At 42.5% G+C, this 20,718-nt stretch carries 21 protein-coding genes and 1 riboswitch; of the genes, 18 read left to right on the top strand and 3 right to left on the bottom strand.

Annotated features, from left to right (window positions below; all coding sequences use genetic code 11):
• The first annotated feature begins 77 nt into the window (after positions 1-77).
• Both ACQY3H_RS06210 and ACQY3H_RS06205 read left to right on the top strand, forming a co-directional pair.
• Positions 78-1,280 carry a peptidylprolyl isomerase gene (locus tag ACQY3H_RS06210; RefSeq protein ID WP_428075713.1) on the top strand — a complete coding sequence of 401 codons (1,203 nt, stop codon included), beginning with the start codon at positions 78-80 and terminating at the stop codon, positions 1,278-1,280.
• A gap of 61 nt (positions 1,281-1,341) precedes the next feature.
• Positions 1,342-2,022 (top strand): hypothetical protein, encoded by a 681-nt coding sequence (locus tag ACQY3H_RS06205; RefSeq protein ID WP_428075712.1) that lies wholly within the window; start codon positions 1,342-1,344, stop codon positions 2,020-2,022.
• A gap of 51 nt (positions 2,023-2,073) precedes the next feature.
• On the opposite strand, the gene ACQY3H_RS06200 is transcribed toward ACQY3H_RS06205, so the two are convergent.
• Complete coding sequence (locus ACQY3H_RS06200) at positions 2,074-2,757, bottom strand: GIN domain-containing protein (RefSeq protein ID WP_428075711.1); 684 nt, start codon at positions 2,755-2,757, stop codon at positions 2,074-2,076.
• Positions 2,758-2,900: 143 nt separating this feature from the next.
• Between ACQY3H_RS06200 and ACQY3H_RS06195 the strand changes: the two genes are divergently transcribed.
• The 5 genes from ACQY3H_RS06195 (at position 2,901) to ACQY3H_RS06175 (ending at position 6,096) form a co-directional block, all read left to right on the top strand.
• Positions 2,901-3,278 (top strand): MerR family transcriptional regulator, encoded by a 378-nt coding sequence (locus ACQY3H_RS06195; protein WP_428075710.1) that lies wholly within the window; start codon positions 2,901-2,903, stop codon positions 3,276-3,278.
• A gap of 8 nt (positions 3,279-3,286) precedes the next feature.
• Positions 3,287-3,901, top strand: coding sequence for a flavodoxin (locus tag ACQY3H_RS06190; RefSeq protein ID WP_428075709.1), 615 nt, complete (start codon positions 3,287-3,289; stop codon positions 3,899-3,901).
• An 8-nt stretch (positions 3,902-3,909) separates the two neighbouring features.
• Positions 3,910-4,449 (top strand): flavodoxin family protein, encoded by a 540-nt coding sequence (locus tag ACQY3H_RS06185; protein WP_428075708.1) that lies wholly within the window; start codon positions 3,910-3,912, stop codon positions 4,447-4,449.
• 14 nt (positions 4,450-4,463) lie between these two features.
• Positions 4,464-5,414 (top strand): DUF362 domain-containing protein, encoded by a 951-nt coding sequence (locus ACQY3H_RS06180; protein WP_428075707.1) that lies wholly within the window; start codon positions 4,464-4,466, stop codon positions 5,412-5,414.
• Between the two features lie 118 nt (positions 5,415-5,532).
• Positions 5,533-6,096, top strand: coding sequence for a flavin reductase family protein (locus ACQY3H_RS06175; RefSeq protein WP_428075706.1), 564 nt, complete (start codon positions 5,533-5,535; stop codon positions 6,094-6,096).
• Between the two features lie 82 nt (positions 6,097-6,178).
• On the opposite strand, the gene ACQY3H_RS06170 is transcribed toward ACQY3H_RS06175, so the two are convergent.
• A complete protein-coding gene (locus ACQY3H_RS06170) occupies positions 6,179-6,829 on the bottom strand; it encodes a Vat family streptogramin A O-acetyltransferase (RefSeq protein WP_428075705.1) in 651 nt (216 codons plus the stop codon).
• Between the two features lie 162 nt (positions 6,830-6,991).
• Between ACQY3H_RS06170 and ACQY3H_RS06165 the strand changes: the two genes are divergently transcribed.
• Positions 6,992-8,512 carry a hypothetical protein gene (locus ACQY3H_RS06165; RefSeq protein ID WP_428075704.1) on the top strand — a complete coding sequence of 507 codons (1,521 nt, stop codon included), beginning with the start codon at positions 6,992-6,994 and terminating at the stop codon, positions 8,510-8,512.
• Positions 8,513-8,531: 19 nt separating this feature from the next.
• Complete coding sequence (locus ACQY3H_RS06160; RefSeq protein WP_428075703.1) at positions 8,532-9,914, top strand: ankyrin repeat domain-containing protein; 1,383 nt, start codon at positions 8,532-8,534, stop codon at positions 9,912-9,914.
• 331 nt (positions 9,915-10,245) lie between these two features.
• Here ACQY3H_RS06160 and ACQY3H_RS06155 read toward each other — a convergent pair whose 3' ends face one another.
• Positions 10,246-10,371 (bottom strand): winged helix-turn-helix transcriptional regulator, encoded by a 126-nt coding sequence (locus tag ACQY3H_RS06155; protein ID WP_428075702.1) that lies wholly within the window; start codon positions 10,369-10,371, stop codon positions 10,246-10,248.
• Between the two features lie 194 nt (positions 10,372-10,565).
• Between ACQY3H_RS06155 and ACQY3H_RS06150 the strand changes: the two genes are divergently transcribed.
• From ACQY3H_RS06150 to ACQY3H_RS06110, 9 genes are all read left to right on the top strand, one after another.
• Positions 10,566-11,909: a TolC family protein gene (locus ACQY3H_RS06150; protein WP_428075701.1), complete on the top strand. Its 1,344-nt coding sequence runs from the start codon at positions 10,566-10,568 to the stop codon at positions 11,907-11,909.
• A complete protein-coding gene (locus tag ACQY3H_RS06145; RefSeq protein ID WP_428075700.1) occupies positions 11,906-12,631 on the top strand; it encodes an efflux RND transporter periplasmic adaptor subunit in 726 nt (241 codons plus the stop codon). Before ACQY3H_RS06150 ends, ACQY3H_RS06145 begins: the two co-directional genes overlap by 4 nt.
• Positions 12,631-13,347 (top strand): ABC transporter ATP-binding protein, encoded by a 717-nt coding sequence (locus ACQY3H_RS06140; protein ID WP_428075699.1) that lies wholly within the window; start codon positions 12,631-12,633, stop codon positions 13,345-13,347. The genes ACQY3H_RS06145 and ACQY3H_RS06140 overlap by 1 nt, the downstream gene beginning before the upstream one ends.
• On the top strand, positions 13,340-14,257 hold the full coding sequence (locus ACQY3H_RS06135; protein WP_428075698.1) for an ABC transporter ATP-binding protein: 918 nt from the start codon (positions 13,340-13,342) through the stop codon (positions 14,255-14,257). Before ACQY3H_RS06140 ends, ACQY3H_RS06135 begins: the two co-directional genes overlap by 8 nt.
• Positions 14,254-15,369, top strand: coding sequence for an ABC transporter permease (locus tag ACQY3H_RS06130; RefSeq protein ID WP_428075697.1), 1,116 nt, complete (start codon positions 14,254-14,256; stop codon positions 15,367-15,369). Before ACQY3H_RS06135 ends, ACQY3H_RS06130 begins: the two co-directional genes overlap by 4 nt.
• Positions 15,366-16,481, top strand: coding sequence for an ABC transporter permease (locus ACQY3H_RS06125; RefSeq protein ID WP_428075696.1), 1,116 nt, complete (start codon positions 15,366-15,368; stop codon positions 16,479-16,481). The genes ACQY3H_RS06130 and ACQY3H_RS06125 overlap by 4 nt, the downstream gene beginning before the upstream one ends.
• Positions 16,482-16,881: 400 nt before the next feature.
• Positions 16,882-16,970, top strand: a riboswitch (SAM riboswitch).
• Positions 16,971-17,243: 273 nt separating this feature from the next.
• Positions 17,244-18,617, top strand: coding sequence for an AAA family ATPase (locus ACQY3H_RS06120; RefSeq protein ID WP_428075695.1), 1,374 nt, complete (start codon positions 17,244-17,246; stop codon positions 18,615-18,617).
• An 11-nt stretch (positions 18,618-18,628) separates the two neighbouring features.
• On the top strand, positions 18,629-19,126 hold the full coding sequence (locus ACQY3H_RS06115) for a hypothetical protein (protein ID WP_428075694.1): 498 nt from the start codon (positions 18,629-18,631) through the stop codon (positions 19,124-19,126).
• The gene (locus tag ACQY3H_RS06110; protein WP_428075693.1) at positions 19,126-20,709 is read left to right on the top strand and encodes a tetratricopeptide repeat protein; all 1,584 of its coding nucleotides are present in this window, start codon (positions 19,126-19,128) and stop codon (positions 20,707-20,709) included. Before ACQY3H_RS06115 ends, ACQY3H_RS06110 begins: the two co-directional genes overlap by 1 nt.
• Positions 20,710-20,718: the final 9 nt, after the last annotated feature.

Here is a 20,718-nt window from a genome sequence, read left to right as displayed (position 1 = left end):
CATATAATTTTTTGGGCACTATACGTATCAATGAGATTTGGGTTTAGCATATAGAACTTCATACGTTATAGTGCCCAATGTATTTGTTGTCAGTCGGATTTGGATATAATATATATAAGTTTTATAGGTTGGTGAAAAGAGGTATTATAATCATGAAAATACATAAAAATGCAATTCTGTTATTTACTGTTTTGGCTTTTTGGATAGTCGCTTGTTCTGATTCTACAAATGTCGTTGCTACCGTAAATGGGACGAAAATAACCCGGAAAACCTATGAAAGTACGTTGGATAATTTGATATTACAGCAAACACAAAACAATCCTGCTTTCGTCGATAATGAGCAGACTCGTTTATTATTGGGGCAAATCGCTTTAGATCAAATTATTACCAATGAAGTATTGGCCCAAGAAGCTCGCAAGGCAAACATTACCGTTAAAAATGAAGCCGTAAATCAAAGCATCAATAATCTTAAACAACTTCTTGCCGTTGACGAAAACGGCAAGGCCATTACCGATAAAAGACAAATAGAGAATAAATTTAATAAAAAATTGAAAGCGGACGGTGTTACATTACAACAATTAAAAGCCAATATACGTAAAGAGTTAAGCGTGCAACTTTTCTTGAAAGATTTGTCAAATAAACAGAAAATAGAACTGAGTGAAGAAACCTTAAAAAAATTTTATGACGATACCATGGCGGTTGTATCTAAAAATCAACATAAAATTACCTCTTTATCAAAGGAAGATTTGGCATTAATTGCTCCCTTTGCGGCGGGCGTGGAAAAGGCTAGTGCGGAACGGGTGGCTGCTTCCATTGTGTTTTTAGCGATTTCCGATGATATGGATGAAAAAATGATTGCGAATAAAAAAGATTTGGCTAATAAAATCGCCCGAGAATTAAAGGATAATAAAATTGCTTTTACACAAGCCATACAAGCCTATTCCGACGATAAAAGTGCCTTACAAACAAATGGGGAAAAGATTTTAATACGCGGGACATTACCCAAAGATATAGATAAAAAAATATTTGAAGCGCGTTTGGGCGAGGTGTTTGGCCCTATTACCGATCAGGCAGGAATTTATATTTTACGCGTGAATGAAAAACGGGCCGCCCATACGTTAACATACGGGCAACTCCGTCAGGATATCATTAACTATCTGATATCGGTAGCGTTGCAACAAAAAATACAACAACAAGTGAAAGATTTGGTACAAAAATCTAAAGTAGAAATTTTTTTACCGCAATATAAAGTAAATAATACCCAAGCGGCTGCCCATTAGACGCTTTGGGCAATGTGATTAGGATACGGTTTGATATTCTTATTACGCAAAAGGAGAAATTATGAAAAAATTGATTTGTATTTTATGTTTAGGATTATTTTTAGGAGCTTGTGCTTCTAATCAACGTCCAAGTTTGTATCAAATCCAAAAGCATGCGATTGCGACGATAAAAGATTTACAAGAAAAAGAAGAAAAGAAAACTCTCACAAAAGAAGAGGAGGCCACGCTTAAAGAATTAAAAGATCTCGAAAAGGACGAAGGAATACAGATTCTACTAAAATACGCGGAACGGGATATTAACTATGTAGATGTTCTAACAATGGGAATCGCAAGTCAATTTGGATATACTGAAAAAGAAATAGATAAATTTCTAAATTTAGGATTATATGTTAAAAATCCATACTGCGAAAGTGAATATAAGTCCTATGTAGTATTTCAAGTATTATCAGATTTTGTTTTAGCAAATGGTTGTGAGATTACGGAATATGATAAATGCAAGACAATTAATAGCAAAATCTTCATGTATCCGAAACAAAAAGATGAGCTGTACTTTGATAAAAAGATTTTAACTCCGCCAAGTGGTACCTGCTCTACATATGTTGGGGTTTTTGAGTATGAAAGTAAAAACGAAATGAATCATGTGGTCCCAATATTGGTATTCATACCAAAAATTATAGATAAAGAACAACTAGAAAACATACAACAATCTAGAGAAGAAAGTCAAAAAACAACTAGAAAATAGACTAGAAAAAAGCCCCGCTGCTTGCGGGGCTTTGATTATCACGTGAACGTATTAAAAATTAAATTCAACACTTCCGTCTGCTTTGGTTACTTGCCCGGCTGCACCGTTTTCGGCGGCACTTGTTTGTTTGGCAATCAGTTTTTTGGTGTCAATTTCCGCAAACATGCCTTTTTTGGCTACTTCAAACACCTCGGTGTTACCGGAAAGTTCCACTTCCGCGCGGTCTAACGAAGAAACACGAACCTTGTTAGCGTTGATATAGTCCATATCAATCGAGGAACTTCCTTTCGCATCCAAGTTGAGATTAGAAACGGAAACATTTTTCATGGATACTTCGCCGTTTTGACGGGTTTTAATAGTTAAGTCTTGCCCTTGAAAAGGAGTTTTAGATTCAAAATCCGCTTCTCCGGCCACACGTATGCGAACCAATTGCGGGGCCGTTACACGAATGTTGACATCATTATCGTCCCCCGTAAAGAAAGGTTCGTTATATTCGATAATAAGGGTATTATCTTTTACTTTTATTTTGGTGGCTTTTACCAGTTTGGCTTGTCCGCTGATGGCAAAAGCGTGGTTTGGCCCTTGTGAGAAAGACACATTTACGTCTCCACCGTTCACTTCAATGGCGGAAAAAGCGGGCGCATTTGGTACTTCGCGCGTTTTGTACTCTTGTGCTTCAACGAAAACACAAGTCCCCAATAGGGCAATTAGGACTGCTAATTTTGTTATTTTCATAATTCATCTCCTTATGTTATATTATAACACACCATTCTCTTACGGGGCGACCTATATGGCCCTATTTATATAGAAGATCGGTTGAATTTTTAACTTGACTTGGAGTTGACTCCAACTGCTACAATATCTTTACAGGAGAGATTATGACTATTTCCGAAGTAAGTAAACAATGTGACATTTCGCCCGATACGTTACGCTATTATGAAAAAGAGGGATTGCTGTCTAATGTAAGCCGTACGCCCGGCGGAATAAGAAATTATACGCAGCAAGACTGCGTGCAAATAGCGTTTATTAAATGCATGCGTAGTGCCGGACTTTCCATAGAAATACTGCGAAAGTATTTTGAACTCTTTAAGCGCGGCAAACGTACGCTTAAGGCCCGGCGGGACTTGTTAGTTACCGAGCGTAAAGCCCTGCAAGCACGTTTGACAGAAATGCAAGAGACGCTTAAACGGTTAGATTATAAAATCTCTGTATACGATAAAGCAATTGCATCTAAAGACAAGGAACTTAAATTCTAGGGGGGTGTATGATTAAAAAGATACTTATTATTTTGCTTATTTTAGCAGTTATCGGCGGAATAATGGCACTGGTACACCATGTACGGGTAGCCCAGCGCAATAAAAAAGAACTCGCCAATTTTACGCAAGAAATTCCTTATACCGCCAAGTTGGGTAAAGTGTTGGTAATTTACTATTCTTGGACAGGCCATACGCAAGACATTGCCGAGCAAACTGCCGCCATCACACAAGCGGACACTTACCGTATTCAAACACAGGAAGAATTTAAGAGTTCTCCGGCTTTTTATGCACGCATTAAAAAAGAACTTAACCACAAAATTTATCCCGCTTTAGCCGGTAATTTGCCGGATGTGAGTAATTACGACGTGGTGTTTGTAGGAGGACCGGTGTGGTGGTACACCATGGCTACTCCCTTATATTCCTTTTTGGATCAAACGGATTTTAAGAATAAGAAAGTAATACCGTTTTCCACGCAAGGCAGTAACCCCAGGTCATTTTTGGAAGATTTTACGTCCGGTGTTCAAAATGCTCAAGTGGGCACGTATGCCAATTTTAATAATGTCGGCCCGGAGTATAACCAAGCCGTACACAACAAAATTGTGCATTGGCTAAACAATTTATAGGAGAAAATATGACTAAAAAAGTATTAATTATATCTGCTTCGCCTCGCAAAGGGGGCAATTCCGACTTGTTGTGTGACCAGTTTCTGTTAGGCGCTAAAGAAGCCGGGTACGACGTGGAAAAAATCTTTTTGCGCAATCATAAAATTAACTATTGTTTGGGTTGCGGTGTGTGTAATAACACGCACCAATGTGTGCAAAAAGATGATATGAAAGCGTTATTGGGTAAAATGGTGGAGGCCGATGTAATTGTACTTGCCACGCCGGTTTATTTCTACACCATGGACGGACAACTTAAAACGTTTATTGACCGTTGCGTACCCCGGTACACGGAAATTTCCGATAAAGATGTCTATTTTATTGTTTCTGCCGCCGATACCGACAAAAACAATTTGGCTCCTACGATAGAAGGCCTACGCGGTTTTACGCGCGATTGTTTGGACGGTACAAACGAAAAAGGCATTATTTACGGTACAGGGGCTTGGCAAATAGGCGAGGTAAAAGAACTGCCCGCTTATAAGAAAGCCTATGAAATGGGCAAAAAATGCTAAAAGGAGATAACATAATGAAAAAATTACTTGTCGTATTATTAGGAGCCGTAACATTGTCCGCTTGCCAAACTGTGCAAACGACACAAAAAACTTCGCAAGACAAAGATGTGGTGTATTTTACGCGGGATATCAGCCCCGAAGGTCTTGTTAAAATCTATGACAAAATCTCTAACAACATTGACGGGAAAGTGGCTATTAAGTTCCATACGGGCGAGCCGCACGGCCCGAACATTTTACCGGTTCCGATGGTAAAAGCCCTGTGGAAACATATCCCCAACAGTACGCTCGTGGAAACGAATGTATTTTACAATTCTCCGCGCCAAACGACCGAAGGCCACCGCGAAACGCTTAAAACCAACGGATGGACATTTTCCAAAGTGGATATCTTGGACGAAGACGGTACGGTTATGCTCCCTGTAAAAGGCGGCAAACACTTCAAAGAAATGTCCATGGGCAGCCATGTATTAAATTATGACTCGCTGGTAGTGCTTACTCACTTTAAGGGTCACACCATGGGCGGTTACGGCGGCAGTATGAAAAATATTGCTATCGGTATGGCTGACGGCAAAATCGGCAAAAAGATGATCCACCAAAAAGGCGATAAGCAATGGGGCTATACGGGAGCCCGTTTCCAAGAGAACATGGCTGAATCTGCCAAAGCCACGGTAGATCACTTCGGCAAGAAGATTGTGTACATTAACGTCTTGCGCCGCATGTCGGTTGATTGCGATTGTGCGGGGACTTCCGCCGCCACACCCAAAGCGCGTGATATCGGCATTTTGGCCTCTACGAATATTGTGGCCGTGGACCAAGCCTCTTTGGATATGGTGTATGCGTTGCCGGAAGAAGAATCACACGATTTGAAGGAACGTATTGAATCGCGCAAAGGGTTGCATCAAATTCCGTATATGAAAAAATTAGGTATGGGAACGGGCAAATATACCTTGGTAGATATGGATAAATAATGAGAAAGAAATTATCGGAAGATACTTGTATGGAGCAGGTTTTTAATTTCCAAAAGTAGATAGCATACTAAAGGCGATTTGTCTCATAATTGCTACAATAATTTTATATGGAGGAAATATGAAAAAAGAACTTGGTGTAAAACCATTTTTATTCCCTATGCCGGTACTGCTGATAGCCACGTATAACGAGGATGACACCGTAGATGTAATGAACATGGCGTGGGGTGGCATTTGTGACCATGACAAAGTAGCTCTTAACTTAGAAGAAAGCCATAAAACGGTAGCCAACATTAAAGCACGTAAGGCATTTACAATTAGTATCGCCGATACGGAGCATTTGGAAGCGGCGGACTATTTTGGTATCGTTTCTGCTAATACTGTCAAAGATAAATTTGAGAAATCAGGTTTGCATGCGGTTAAAAGTACACGGGTAGATGCCCCCATTGTAGAGGAATTTCCGCTTACGTTGGAATGCGAAGTCGCAGAAATCCAACCGGATGGATTCCGTGTGGTGGGTAAAATTGTCAATGTGCTTGCAGATGAAAAGGTGGTAACTGATAAGGGTACCGTAGATCCTACGAAATTAAACGCTTTTGTGTTTGACCAGTTCCAAGGCGGTTATTACAAAATTGGTGAAAAAGTAGGTCAAGCATGGAATAGTGGCAAAAAATTAGTTAAATAAATACAAGTTATATTTGTATTTCGTTTGCCCCTTACTTAAGTGTAGGGGGCTTTTTTAGTGTCCAAAAGCAGGCGGGGTAGCTTTAATGCACAAGGACTTTAATTTCTTGCTTTACTTTGGCTAAATCACTACAAGAGAGAAGCGGAATAAGTGCATTGATTTCTTCTACACTCTTATCCCACCATTTAAGTTTGAGCAGCAGGTCAATCAATTCATCATCAAAGCGTTTGCGGACGGCTTTAGCAGGGTTTCCGGCCACAATGGTGTAAGGCGGCACATCTTTGGTTACCACGCTGTTTAGGCCGATAATCGCCCCATCGCCAATATGCACGCCTGGGAGTATCGTAACGTTCTGCCCAATCCATACGTCATTTCCAACGACGGTATCGCCCTTTAAAGGGAGTTCTTTGGTTACGGGCGCCAACGCATTGCCCCAATCTCCACCCATAATATAAAACGGATAAGTAGTTGCGCAGTTCATCCGGTGATTAGCGCCGTTCATCACAAACTCCACGCCTTTAGCAATCGCGCAGAATTTGCCAATGATCAGTTTATCCCCGATAAACGGATAGTGGTGGGTGACGTGTTTTTCAAATTGGTCGGCGTCGTCACCGTAATAGTAGGTATAGTCGCCGATAATGATATTCGGGTTCTTTACTACATTTTTAATATAGCAAAGGTCGGGGAGCTTCTCGTTCGGGAACACTTTGTTGGAATCCGGTATATTTTTCATACTTTCATTATAAAATATTTACAGAACTACTGTGCCCAAAAAGAGCACAAGGCATAATAAAAGCCATGAACAGCGATCTTAGCAATAGGGGCGGCTTTTTAGTCGCCTATACGCAATATGTGCTACAATACCTTTAAGTAGGAACAAAAGGGAGAATCATATATGCGTAAGACACTAGAACTATCCGTTTTATTCTTCCTGCCTATTTGTATGTGGGCGGCAAATAATCCTGCCGATAAAGTGCAATACTTCCAAGCAGGAGACGAGAGATATTACAAAGAGGACGTTGTAGTCCCCAAAGTAAGTGACCCTGTAGATGCAGATTATAGGGATGCGGTGGATGTTGGCGGTGGTACTAAGGGCACAAAAGTAAATAAGCCCAAGACCCAAGCCGTTGTCCCTGCACAAAGAGTCCCTACCAATGTAACCCCTACTAACAACCCCAAGGAAGTGCAATTACAAGGTGGGGCCAAAGTGGTTACTCCGCACAATTCTTCCCCGAAGGTCGCTATGCCTAAAGGGAAACCTATGCCTATGGTACCCTCTAGCAAACCCGAGCCACAACCTGCGGTGGAAGTAAAAGCCAAGACACAAACGGAAACCACACAAGTAAAAGCCACAACTCCCGTAACTCCTGCACCCAAGGAACAGAAACTTACAGCGGAAGAAGTAAAGAAAATACATCCCACGGCTGTAACGCAAGCCCCTGCTCCTATTCAGGACGAGAAATATGCTAGACCCAAGAAGGTGCATTTAAAAGATTATCAAGTAGAATTCTTTTGCGATAAAAACGGGAAGCAAGTAAGATGCACGGAAGCGGAATGGAATAAAGAGCAAGAAGCCAAGAAAGCCCCAAAGCCTGCTAAAGCTACCAAACCTACTCGAACGGGTAAAGGTAGTACTTCCGTAAAGGTTTCTACTCCCACAGGGCCGACCATGACAGGCAATGGCGTAATTATCCCTGCAGAACCGCTTAAATATGGAATTAAAACCAAGTGCGTACCTTTGCCTGGGAAGACCACCTGCGAAGAAGAAAAGACGGAAACAAAGCCCACGAATAAGTTGGCAGGTTATAAACCCAGTGCAGGTGTAGAGTTACCGGAAGCTACTATTCCGGAAGGTGTGAAGGCAACTGCAACCCCTGCCAAGCAAGGAACCGCAAAGTTAGATACGGTGGACACTCCCAAACGTAAGGACTTTGGTGCTAATAAGGAATTTGTCAAAGGCAAGAATTTGTTAAATGGCTATGGTGGTGTTCCTACAATGTATGGGAACGTGGAAATACCCGAAGCTAGTTTGCCAAGTGAGGCAGAATTAGACGAGATGGATGCCAGAGCAAGAGCGGAAATGGAAGCCGAGCAATTGTTAGCGGAGATGGAATACAACAAGGCCCAAGCCGCTGCTCAGCAGGCTAAAGCGCAAGCACAAGCCGCAAAGAATCAAGCCAAACAACAACAAAATGCCGCCAATTTGACTTGTTCTTACATGGGTACATACTTTAGAGGGAACACCTGTAAGTATTGTGTGAACCATAAACCCAGTAACTCTATGGAATGTAACCAATGCTGTCAATCTTTCGGTCGTCCGTTAATGCAACCCGCAAGCTATAGTGCTTTCTCGTCGGGTGGCAGACCTGCAGGTTGTCTTTGCAGATTCGGTCCAACGTCCGGATATAACTTTTAAATTTACAAGGAGAGAATAAATGAAAAAAATAGTAACCAGTTTATTTGCCGTACTCTTTCTCGTGGGGTTAGCACAGGCCAAGCAAGCTACCACACAGTACGAGCGTGCTTTAATTAACGCCGCTAAAGACGGAAACGCCTCCCAAGTTAGGGGTTTATTAGAGGCAGGTACGGACCCCAATGTTACGGATGAGGCCGGAAACACACCTTTAATCTATGCAGCCAAAGAAAACCTAGCGTCTGTGGATATGCTACTTTTTGCAGGTGCAGATGTAAATGCTAGAGGCGAGAACGGGATTACCGCTTTAATTAACAGTTTCTCTATCGTTACACCGGAAGCAAAAAAAATCCGTGAACGCTTACTCAAAGCCAAACCGGACGTAAATGCGGTGATGAATTTACCGCGTTGTAAATCGGAAGACCGCCTATGGGGATCTTACTTGTGGGGCGAAGACCAATTTTGGCATAATAAATCAAAATGTGACGAGCCTAATCCTGCTACTGCCTTATCTTTTGCACGCGATTCTAATGACGCAAGTGCAGTAGAAATGCTACTTAAAAATGGCGCAGATGAGAATTTCGGCCGTTTAGAGGCATGGAATAAACCGGACAAAGCCCAACAAAAATTAAATGACAAGTTGTGTGCTGCCGCAGAACAAGGAAATGTAAAAAAAGTAAAGAAATTACTGGAACAAGGGGCTAATCCGAACGGTAGAGGTAGTGATGGATTCTTGCCACTAGCAAAAGCAATATCAACAAAAAAGGCAAATATAGACGTAGTAAATGCCCTTTTAGAGAAAGGAGCAGATCCAAATTTTCATAACAGTAAACATTACGAAACCATTTTAATGGTCGCAATAGATCGTCATGCAAGTGTGGAGATGATAGAAGCATTGATAAAAGCTGGAGCGGATGTTAATGCTCGTAACCGTTCTTATTCTACCGTTTTACATTACAACTTTTATAAGGACAGCATAGAAAAGTTAAAATTACTTATCCAATCCGGGGCAGATGTAAATGCTCGCAACATGTACGGTAGAACTCCGTTATTCGGGGCTAAAGAAGAACAAATCAAACTGTATATAAGTGCTGGAGCGGACGTAAATGTGCGTGATTATGAAGGGTTGAGTGCGTTGTTTCATGCAAGTGTTAACCCATATATGGGTCCTTGTGTAAAACTTTTACAAATGCATGGAGCAAAGCTAACGCCATACGAAAAGCGGCTCTTGCCAATTATGCAGCAGAGAATGCAACTCAACTTAGAGCCCAGTGGAGCAGAATCAACTCAACAAGCAGCCGAAAACAAAAATAGCGGTGGTCTCGGTCAGATTCTTTTACAAGGATTATCCAATGCCGCACAGGACACCGCTAATTTTGCCATACAGAACGCAGGAAAGTTTTAGGGGATAGAAATCCTCTGTTAGATAGCCACCCTTTAGCGCAAACTAGAGGGTGGTTTTTTCTGCCAAAAGTATATAGAATGGACACTTATTTGGGCAGATACGATTTATATTTAGCGCATCGAATTTTAAGATTATAGTGTCCAAACTCTGTCCTTGCTTGGTATAGTTTATCTGCTTTATCTTGCTTAGTCACGACCGCAAAATACTGTGCCCCAAAGGCGCACAAGACATAATAAAAGCGCGAAATTTAACCGCATAACACCTGGAAAATCACGCGGATACAGTGTCAATCTGTGTTCAGTTTCTACTCTAGTGACCTTTACTAGGGTTTTTATTTTGTAAGGGTTTTCCTATACTTTTCGCCCCAAGTAGCCATGGCATCTAGTACAGGTTTAAGGGAGTGCCCGGTTTTGCTTAAAGCATATTCCACTTTTGGCGGTACTTCGGTATGTGACATTGTTACCGTGTGGCAAGAGCAAAAAGAAAACGTGCGTATTGTAGATTACGACTTGCCGATTAAAAGCGAAAGTTAGCAGAGTTGGTTTTGGGCCCTTACATAAGCGTAAGAGGCTTTTTAATGTCTAATAATATGTATCCAATCTCCGAAGAGTGTTCTCTCTTAATGTGATAAAATAATAATAGGGAGAAAATATGAAAAAACTATTCGGGTTACTGGTACTATTTACTATCACAACCGTACTTTATGGGTTGGATGTTTCTTCTTTGTCCTTGGCTGATTGTGAGCGGGATGCGCTTAAATCTTCCGCCCAACTGCAAGGTTTAGAAGCACAAGTCCGTTCTTCACAAGCACAGGAAAAAAGCGTGTCGTCGTCTCTTTATCCGTCTTTGTCATTAGATGCAAAGGGAGTTTGGGTATCGGAAGTTCCCACGCTCAAGTTCGGTGGGCAAGAGTTAAAATTTGGCGATACTTGGGGGTATTCTGTCGGGCCGACTGCCAGTTGGGTGCTATTTGATAACGGGGCACGCAGTTCTCTTAAAAAAAGTGCTTCTAAAGCGGCCAGCGCGCAAGAACAGTCCTATGAATTTGCCCGGAAACAAATTTTATTGCAAGTGCGCCAATCGTATTTTGCGGTGCAACAACTTTTACAACAATTGGTGCTGTTGAACGGACAATTGGAAGTGGTGCAAAAGCAACTTTCCGACGTGGAGTCCGCTTACAAAGCCGGTTCTAAAAGTAATTTAGACGTTTCTATCGCCCGCAAACAAGTATTAAAAACACAAACGGCTATGAGTGGGGCACGCAGTGCCTTGGCCGGGCAATTACGTACGCTGTTTAAGTTGACCGGAACTGATTACAACATTGACCCCTCATACCCAACAGATAAACGCCTTGCTAACGCTAAAGAAGAAAATAAAACCTCCGCCGTATTAGATACGGATCCGTTAGAAAATACGCTTCAATTGTTCCGCCTATACGGGCAAAGTGAGTTTGATGAAAATTCTCCTAAATTGGCCGCTTTGGATGAAATGGCCCAGTATTATGATTATTTGGCCGACAGTTATAAATCTTCGCTCTATCCGCGCGTGGCACTTCAAGGCGGTGCTTACTTTGAATACCCCAACGGAGCCATCCGCGAACATGTATTTTTAGGGCGTGCGGGAGCGGCTGTTTCTATCCCATTATTTGAAGGCGGCAAAGACCGTCAGCAAGCCAAGGCACAACAGGAACTGTCCCGCGCCAAAACCTATGAAAAACAGGATACACAAGAAACATTGACGGCCTTGTTTTTATCGGCCAAAGATCGCTTGTACGGTTTACAAGTGCAAGAAAATTTACTCAAAGATACTATTAAACAAACCAGTGAAACGGCACGCCTTACGTATCAGGCCTATAAAGCCGGGGCCGTTACTTTTTTTGAAGTAGATCGGGCCAATTTAGATTTGCTCGAAAGCCAACTTTCTTTGGCAGATGTGCAAGTAGAGCAACTCAATCAATTAGCCATTTTAAATAGTTTAAGCAAGGAGACCTTATGAAAAAGAGAATTATCATAGCCGTAGTGGTACTTTTAATTTTAGTAATCGTGGCGTTGACGTTTTTCCGCAGTACGCCGTTTCATTATAGCGGAGTGGCCGAGGCTATTTCCGTAGATATTTCTGCCCGTTTGAGTGATACCATTCAAGAAATTTTAGTGGAAGAGGGATCCCCGGTAACGCAAGGACAAGTAGTAGCACGTTTGACGTGTGACGCGGCAAACCTTAAAAAAGAAATTACGCAAACAGAATTTAACCGGGCAGCACAACTTTTGAAAACGACGGCCGGTTCGCAAGAGAACTATGATATCAAAAAACATCAGTATGACGAAGCCGCACTTCAGCAAAGTTGGTGCACGCTTACCAGCCCTCTTAACGGGCAAGTGCTTTATAAATACTATGAGCCCCATGAATTTATCAGCGCGGGTAAAAAAATGCTTACCGTAGCCAATTTGAAAGAACTTGATGTGTGGGTGTATGTGCCGCATGATGAACTGGCCAATTTGTCTGTCGGACAAGAAGTAAGCGGCTATTTGCCGGAAGCAGATAAAACGTTTAAGGGTCGCATTTTGGCGATTAACGACCAGTCCGAATTTACTCCCAAAAACGTACAAACACGGGATGAACGCACCCGGCTTGTATATGGGGTGAAAACACGTTTTGAGAATGATGAAAATTTAACCATTAAACCCGGCATGACGTTGGAAACGGAGTTTGTAAAATAATGTCTATTGAAGTTCGGGCAGAACATATATCCAAAACGCTCAATACGACGGTGGCTTTGACAGATGTAAGCACTGTTTTTGAAGCCGGTATCGTGCATGGCGTTGTAGGCCCGAACGGCGCCGGAAAAACCACGCTGCTACGCTTAATTAAAGGGCTGTTAAAACCCAACAAAGGCACTTTTAACTTTACCTATCGTGACAAGGCATGCCCGGCGCAAGAAGCCATAAGCCGCACAGGATATTTTCCGCAAGAACCTAGTTTATATCCCGATTTAAGCGTGTGGGAGCATTTAGAGTTTTTCCGCGATTTATACGATTTGGACGAGTCTGATTTTCATAAGCGGGCAGAAGAATTATTAGCCGCCACCGGCATGACTCCGTTTAAGGACCGCCCGGCAGGAAAATTGTCGGGGGGAATGTACAAAAAATTAGGGCTGATGTGCGTACTGTTAAACCATCCGGCTCTGTTGCTATTAGATGAGCCCACAATCGGCGTAGATCCTGTTTCGCGCCAAGAGTTATGGGACATCGTTTATAGTGTGGCCGGCCCGGAAATGACCGTCATTTTAAGCACGTCTTATATGGATGAGGCCGAACGTTGCGCCAAGGTACATGTGCTGCAAGATGGGAAATTGCTTGCCAGCGGCCAACCGCAAAGCGTCATGGAAAATTTACACGTTACGAATTTTGCAGAACTATTTTTGAAACATGAATGATACGATTATACAAGTAAAAAATCTTGTCATTGCGTTTGGAGATTTTAAAGCGGTGAACGATATTTCTTTTGAAGTTCGCCGCGGAGAAATTTTTGGCTTTTTAGGGGCTAACGGCGCCGGAAAAACAACCACCATACGCACCTTGTGCGGTATTTTAAATCCGACATCCGGGCAAGTGTTTGTAAACGGAACCGATGTGGCGGCTTCTATCTCGGTGCTCAAACCGCATATTGGGTATATGTCTCAAAAATTCACGCTATATCCGGATTTGACGGTACAAGAAAATATGGATATTGCAGGCAGTTTGTATGAATTATCTCGGGCCCAAATTAACCAACGCCGAGATGAATTATTCTCATTTATCGGGCTTACAAACGTTCCGAAAGGGCCTGTGCGGCAACTTTCGGGCGGAACCAAACAGATGATTGCGCTAGCGGCCTCTATTTTGCACGATCCGGAACTTATCTTCTTAGACGAACCGACTGCGGGGACTTCTCCCCAAACACGTCAGGCCTTTTGGGAACTTATTCGTCGTTTATCTTCGCAAGGTAAAACGATATTTGTAACCACGCATTATATGGACGAGGCCGAGTACTGCCACCGCATTGTGCTCATGGAACGCGGGCATATTTTGGCAACAGATACCCCCGATAACTTAAAGAAAACTTATTTTCCGCAAAAACCCGTGGAACTTACTTTTACGCAAGGTAATCAACAAATTATCTCTCAAGAAATGCGTAGTTTGTCCTTGGGGGAAGTATCCGTTTTTGGCAGCAAATTACGTGTAAATGTTACGGATAATACGGCATTTGAAAAATATTGCCAAAAGCATCACGCTGATTTTACCACACGCACGGTGGAACCTACGCTTGATGACGTGTTTTTAAAGGCCATATCGGGGGCGAAATGAACACCTTAGTCAAACACATTATGGCTATTGCCAGCAAAGAGGCAAAGCATATTAAACGTGATATTTTTACGTTATCAGTAGCGTTGGTGCTCCCTATGGTGTTTGTGGTATTTTTCGGGTTTGTGATTAACCTAGATTATCATCATATTCCACTTACCGTGCGCGATAACGACCAAAGCCACACCTCAAGAGAACTCTTAACGCAAGCCAGCGCGGCCGGGTATTTTGACATCATCGCCGCGCATACTCCGTCAGAGGCAGAATTACAACTCCAACAAAACCGTATGCGCGGCTTACTGATTATCCCGCCCGGATTTCATGCTGCCTTTACAAACGGAGAGGTTGCCCGCGCGCAACTTTTGATAGACGGTACAGATAATACGATGGCCGCCTTAGCCACTACCTATATGCAAGGTATTGTGCAGACCACCCAACAATCTATTTTATCTTCGCACGAGCCGCCTTCTGCCGCAATACGCACGCGTTATTTGTTTAATCCGGAACTGAACAGCCGTTGGTTTATTGTTCCGGCACTGAGTACCGTTATTATTGGATTTCTAGCCATTATTTTAACGGCCCTAACAGTAGCGCGGGAATGGGAAAACGGCTCTATGGAACTACTACTTTCTACACCGTTACGTCCGCTAGAGATTGTAGTCGGCAAGTTACTGCCGTATTTTCTGCTTACCTTCTTTGATGTACTGCTTGTATTTGCGCTGGCATTACTGGTGTTTCGCATCCCGTTTCACGGCAGTTTTGTGCTCTATTTAACAGCCTGTTTGTTTTATATTATGGGCGCGCTGGCGCTGGGGTTGCTTATATCGGTCATAACGCGCCAACAACAATCCGCCATTCAGTTTGGGTTCGCCATAGGATTGCTCCCTTCTTTTATGTTTTCGGGATTTATTTTCCCTATTGAAAATATGCCCGCATTCTTCCAATATGTAACCATGTTATTTCCGCAACGGTGGTTTTTACAAATCAGCCGTGCCTTATTTTTAAGCGGGGCGGGACTACGTGGTTTGCTGATTCCTTTTATTGCATTGTTTCTGTTTATGACAGGAATGATTACGCTAGCCGTACGAAACTTTAAAACGGATGTGGAGCCATGATACACAAACGCATTATAAGAGGGCTAATTCGCAAAGAATTTGTGCAAATCTTTCGTGATCCTAAGATGATTGTGGCTATCTTTTTTGTTCCGATAGTTCAACTAACCATGTTTGGGCTTGCGCTAACCAGTGAAGTAAAAAATATAGAAATGGTGATTGTCAGCAAACCGTCTGCGATTGCACGGGAAGTGCAAACGCGGGCAGTTGCTTCCCGTTGGTTTAAGCAAGTGCACCACATAGACGGAACTAATGTTTCTGATCCTACCGCACTGCTTACCACTTACAAGGCAGAAGCGGTATTGGTGGCCCCCGAGCAAGGATTTGAATATGCCTTAGAGCGGCAAAATAAACCTATTCAACTGCTTATCAATGCTACCAACGCCCAGCGTGCTCAACAGGTAAATGCGTATATTAGCCAAATTTTAGCGCGTGTAGCGGCCAGCCACGGGTACCGGTTGGGCGAGCAGCCGCGGCTTGTATTAGATACACGTATTTTGTTTAATCCGCAAATGAGCACGGCGGCTTTTATGGTGCCGGCACTTCTTGTCATGACCAGTTTTATTATTTTGATGATTGTAGGGAGCATGGCCATTACCAAAGAAAAAGAAATGGGAACCATGGAAAAACTGATATCCTCTCCGGCTTCTACGGCAGATATTTTGCTAGGGAAAGTGTTACCGTACTTCTTTATCGGTATTGGAGTAGTAATGCTAATGCTATCTATAGGCGTGTTAGGATTTGGCATTGCATACCGAGGAACGGTTTGGCAATTCGCCCTTAACGGTATAGCGTTGGCCGCTTGTGCGTTATCCGTGGCTACCCTCATCAGTACCATTGCCAACACCCAACAACAAGCCATGATGGGGGGAGTATTGATATTACTGCCGGCTATTTTACTGTCCGGCGTGTTTTTCCCGGTAGCCAACATCCCGGAAGGCTTCCGGTGGCTATGCTACCTCAACCCGCTCATGTATGCCTGTACCAATTTCCGCAACATCATCTTAAAAGGTGGCGATTATTCGTTCTTTTGGCAATATTTCAGTATCTTGCTGGGGATGGCACTTGTTTTGGCCGCCACTGCCTATAAAAATTTCAAAGCCAAATTAAATTAGCATTTCCTTTTCTGCAAATACTTCTGAAGAAATTATGAATATGGGGGCATTATAAGGAAATATGCCGATTAGACAACATGTTGTCGCTTTCGTATAATATACTATAAGTATCAAGGATGGATAATATGCCAAAGGAAATTAGTGAAATGGCGGCGGTTTGGACATTGTTTGCAAGATTGAGGTATTGACAAATATCGACGAAATTGCTATATTATTACTATAAGATAAGACGGCAGAAATAGGTCGTTTTATCAAAAAATTAGTGTTATTTTGAGGAAGATTTATAGTGCAGACGACTGCACAGTTATAAGGTTCCCCAAATCCTAACAAAAGACAGAGATGGTATCTTGATAGATACCGACGTAAGAATAGGATAAGGGGACTTCCGAAAATAACGGAAATTCCATTAAGAGTGTACGAGGGACGAGCCCGTTGACTACACAGCAACCTACCAAAGGGCAAGGTGCTAAAGCTCGAACACAATGGGAGCTAGAATAAATTTGAAGTATGTTAGAACCCATTGGAGACAATGGGTTCTTTTTTTATCCACCTCTCCAATGGGAAATCCAAAGGAGAGGTGTTTTTTATGGCAAAAAAATGTAAGCAAAATCGCAATGTAACAGTATGGGTGGTTCCTTATACGCAGTTAGAGACAGAACCGATGAAGGAAGATTCTTTTGGATATAGTGATTGGGAGATTTATCACGGATAAAAGCTCCGTATACAAAATAAGATTTTTGAACTTATATTACGAGGTAAATTATGCAAGAAACAACTAAAAAACTAACAAAATACACTTCCCGAGCCCAACTGGTGGAAAATATACTGGCCTGGAATGATTGGTCAGGCTTACCCACGCGGGAGGCCCAATATGTGCAAACGTTTAAGGATATCTACGCACGTCTTTTACGCTCTAATGCGGATAAATTCCCATTAGTAGAGTTTATTCAAAAGCATAAATTATCACAGACGGAAGTATTTTTACTCTTGCGCTTGTCGGCCTTGGACTTGCAACGAATAATGGTAGCTGGCAATTATCAAGTAAATACGCTCTTGGAAAAAGGGCAAATAATCGGTAAACGTGCAGAACTACTCTCCATTTTGATAGACCGTAAAAGCGCGTTATTTACAGAAGGAATATTTGCCGCCATAGGTGGACGGATTGACTTAAAAAAGAACTTTTTAGCACTGGCAACTTCTCAAAAGCGTAAAACTAAGAAACGCACGTTAAACCCACAGCGCGTGCTAACCCAATTAAACAAGTATGTTATCGGGCAGGATGAGGCCAAAAAACAATTAGTGGCGGGCGTTTTTGAGCATTTAGTCAAGTGTGCTAGTGCCAAAAACGGAAAAACTTTTAACAAGAGCAACATCTTTATCAGTGGCCCGACGGGAACGGGAAAGACCTATATGTGTGAGTGCTTGGCAAAAATCTTAAACATTCCTTTTGTGCACGCCGATGCTAGCCAATACACGCAAACAGGATATGTGGGAATGGATGTAAGCGATGTGTTGCGTCCGTTAGCCAAAGAAGCCAAAGCGGGCAAATTACCCATTTCTATTGTCTTTATTGATGAGATAGATAAGATCCGTCAGGGAAGTGAACGGGAAGGCGGAGCGGCCTCCACCAATGTGCAGGCCGAACTGTTACGGTTAATAGAAAGCAATTTTTACAGATTAGAAACCAAACTTTCATTAGGGAAATCTATTCATAAACTAGATATTTCCCAAGTGCTCTTTGTGGTAGGAGGTGCGTTTGAAAACTTACAAGTAAAACACGCGGATAAATCGGTTGGTTTTACACAAGAACCTGTTACCAAAGGTCGCAAATTGACCGCCGAGGACTATATTGCCTATGGAATGATGCCGGAACTGATTGGGCGGTTTTCGTACTTTGTGCAGTTAAAGGGGCTTGAAAAAGACGATTTGCGTCAAATTCTACTCAACCCGCATAATGGGCCTTTGCAACAATACAAAGAATTGTTGCATACCTCCACCCAAGTGTCGCCTACAATCATTGAAAACCTCCTCAATGAGGCTTATGAGCGGCACTTGGGGGCCCGCGGGTTACATCAGCAAGTGGGGCAGTTATTTCAAGCACAGTTTTTGGAAAATAAAGTTCAAATTGAAATATAAGGAGAAACAAAATGACAGCAACAATGGTAGTTGTTTTATTAGTCGCAGTAGTAGCACTTGGGTATTTCATTTCCGTGAGCAACACGGAAATCCGCCTTCGCAATCTGGTCAAAGCGCAACAGGAAGTGTGCGAGGCCAACTTTGACAAAATGTGGAAGGTTATTAAGCAAATCACGCACGTGTCCGATACGTACTTAGAGACGTTTAAGGAGATTTATCCCAAACTTATTTCCGGACGTTACCAAAGCAAGGATATACGGTTTATTGTAGAGCATAACCCGCCGCTTGATACGTCTGTTTTGCGTCAATTAGCCACGGCTATTGAAATTAACCGTGAACAGTTTTTCAGTCATCAGCGGTTACTGGTAGCCCGCCATAATGAACATAAAACGTTTATCCAAAGTTTTCCCGCGTGTGTATTATTGCCTAACGCGCAGGAAATCAAAATTACGGTCATTAAGTCGGACCATACAGCCGACGTATATGCCACCGGCAAGGAGAATATCTAATGTCCATAGCGTTCTTATATGCGCTTGGCTTTTTGCTTGTAGTGCCGCACGTAATGGGCTATGAGTCCTTTGGTATATTCGGGATAGTGGTGGGCTGCCTGGGGGCGTGGATGGTTATCGGCCTTGCCAAAGTGTGCGAATCGGGCAAAACGGAAGACGAAGAAATCTTGGGCACGTACGTAACCGAGGCCCGCTATTACGAACCGTGGACTGAGAAAATAGAACACGAGGATGAAGAAACAGGCAAAAAAACATATGAAACCGTAGAGCACGATGAAGAGTGGGAAATAACCGTGGCCGAAGGGGATACGTTTTCGATTGACGAGGAAGAATATCAGGAATATGTAGCCCTCTTTGGCAACGAAGACGAGAAAGAAGCCGACCACGAAGGCGAAGCAGAAGGAGAAATTATAGACCCTGGATATAGCACATATACTACGTGGCCCGGTACGTATGAAACCGCAAGTTACGAGTATGTGTACCGCTCGTACAAAAACCCTACCTTGCGTTCTTCCAACGTATATGCAAGCGAAAAATTGGATGAACAAACCATTAAAACGTATCACTTGCAGTCCTATGGCCGCAAGGGATTATACGGCACCGTAAAGGGCGAAGACGCGGAGCAATTAGAAGATGAAATTCGGGACTATAACTGTTGGAGTCGTGAAAAAAACATAAAACTAAATTTCATCTTGCTGGAAAATGCCACATCCGCGCAAGGCATATATTGGCAACAATATTGGCAAAACGGTAAGCGTAACACAATAAATGCCGTTGTAGGTGTAACCCCTGATCATAAAATTGAGTGGGCCCACGTATTTGGTTGGCAAAACGAAGCTACGTGTATTAAACTACGTAATTTTATCGTTGGGCTAAGTACGATAGCGGATATTACGTCTCATTTTAGCCAAGTGGAAGAAATCTTAAAAGAAAACTACCAACTGCCTAATTTGAGCGAATATGATTTGGGGAAAGGGTCATTCCCGCTCAAAGGAACACTTATTGCTTTAACGATATGCTTGGGGTTATTTTGCGGACTTTTTAGCAGGCCGCCCCAATACAATATTCGTGCTCAAAAATATTTAGAGCAAAGGCAATATTCGTTAGCCAAAAGCAACTTTCAGGAATATCTTCACCGCGTGCCGGATGATGTATATGCGCTTAATAATTTAGGTGTGATTTACTGGAGAGAGAATAATTTGGAAGAGGCCGAAAAACTGTTTTCGCAAGCATTGCGTAATTCGTATTCTCTAAGCAGAGGAGATGTCAAAGACCTCTATGTAAATCGTGGCATTTGTTACAAGGATTTGAAACAAAACAAGCATGCTATTGCCGATATGAAAAAAGCCATAGAATACGAGGAATACGGCACTAAGTCTTATTGCGCTCTATACAGCTTATACAAAACGCTCGGTTATAAAAAATCAATGTGGGCTTTGCAAGAAGAGTATAACAATCATGTGCGAAGTCCGCTTAATGAAGATTGTAGAGATTATAGAGATTCTTTGACCTATATATACGATGGCGCAGATATGTTCACCGGGCGCGGTTTTGAGCGGATATTGAGGAAGATTTTTAGCTAGAGGAGGAAC

This window comes from Candidatus Avelusimicrobium luingense (assembly GCF_902757105.1).
In the GTDB taxonomy this organism is placed as follows: domain Bacteria; phylum Elusimicrobiota; class Elusimicrobia; order Elusimicrobiales; family Elusimicrobiaceae; genus Avelusimicrobium; species Avelusimicrobium luingense.
This window is presented reverse-complemented; position numbering and strand designations above follow the sequence as displayed.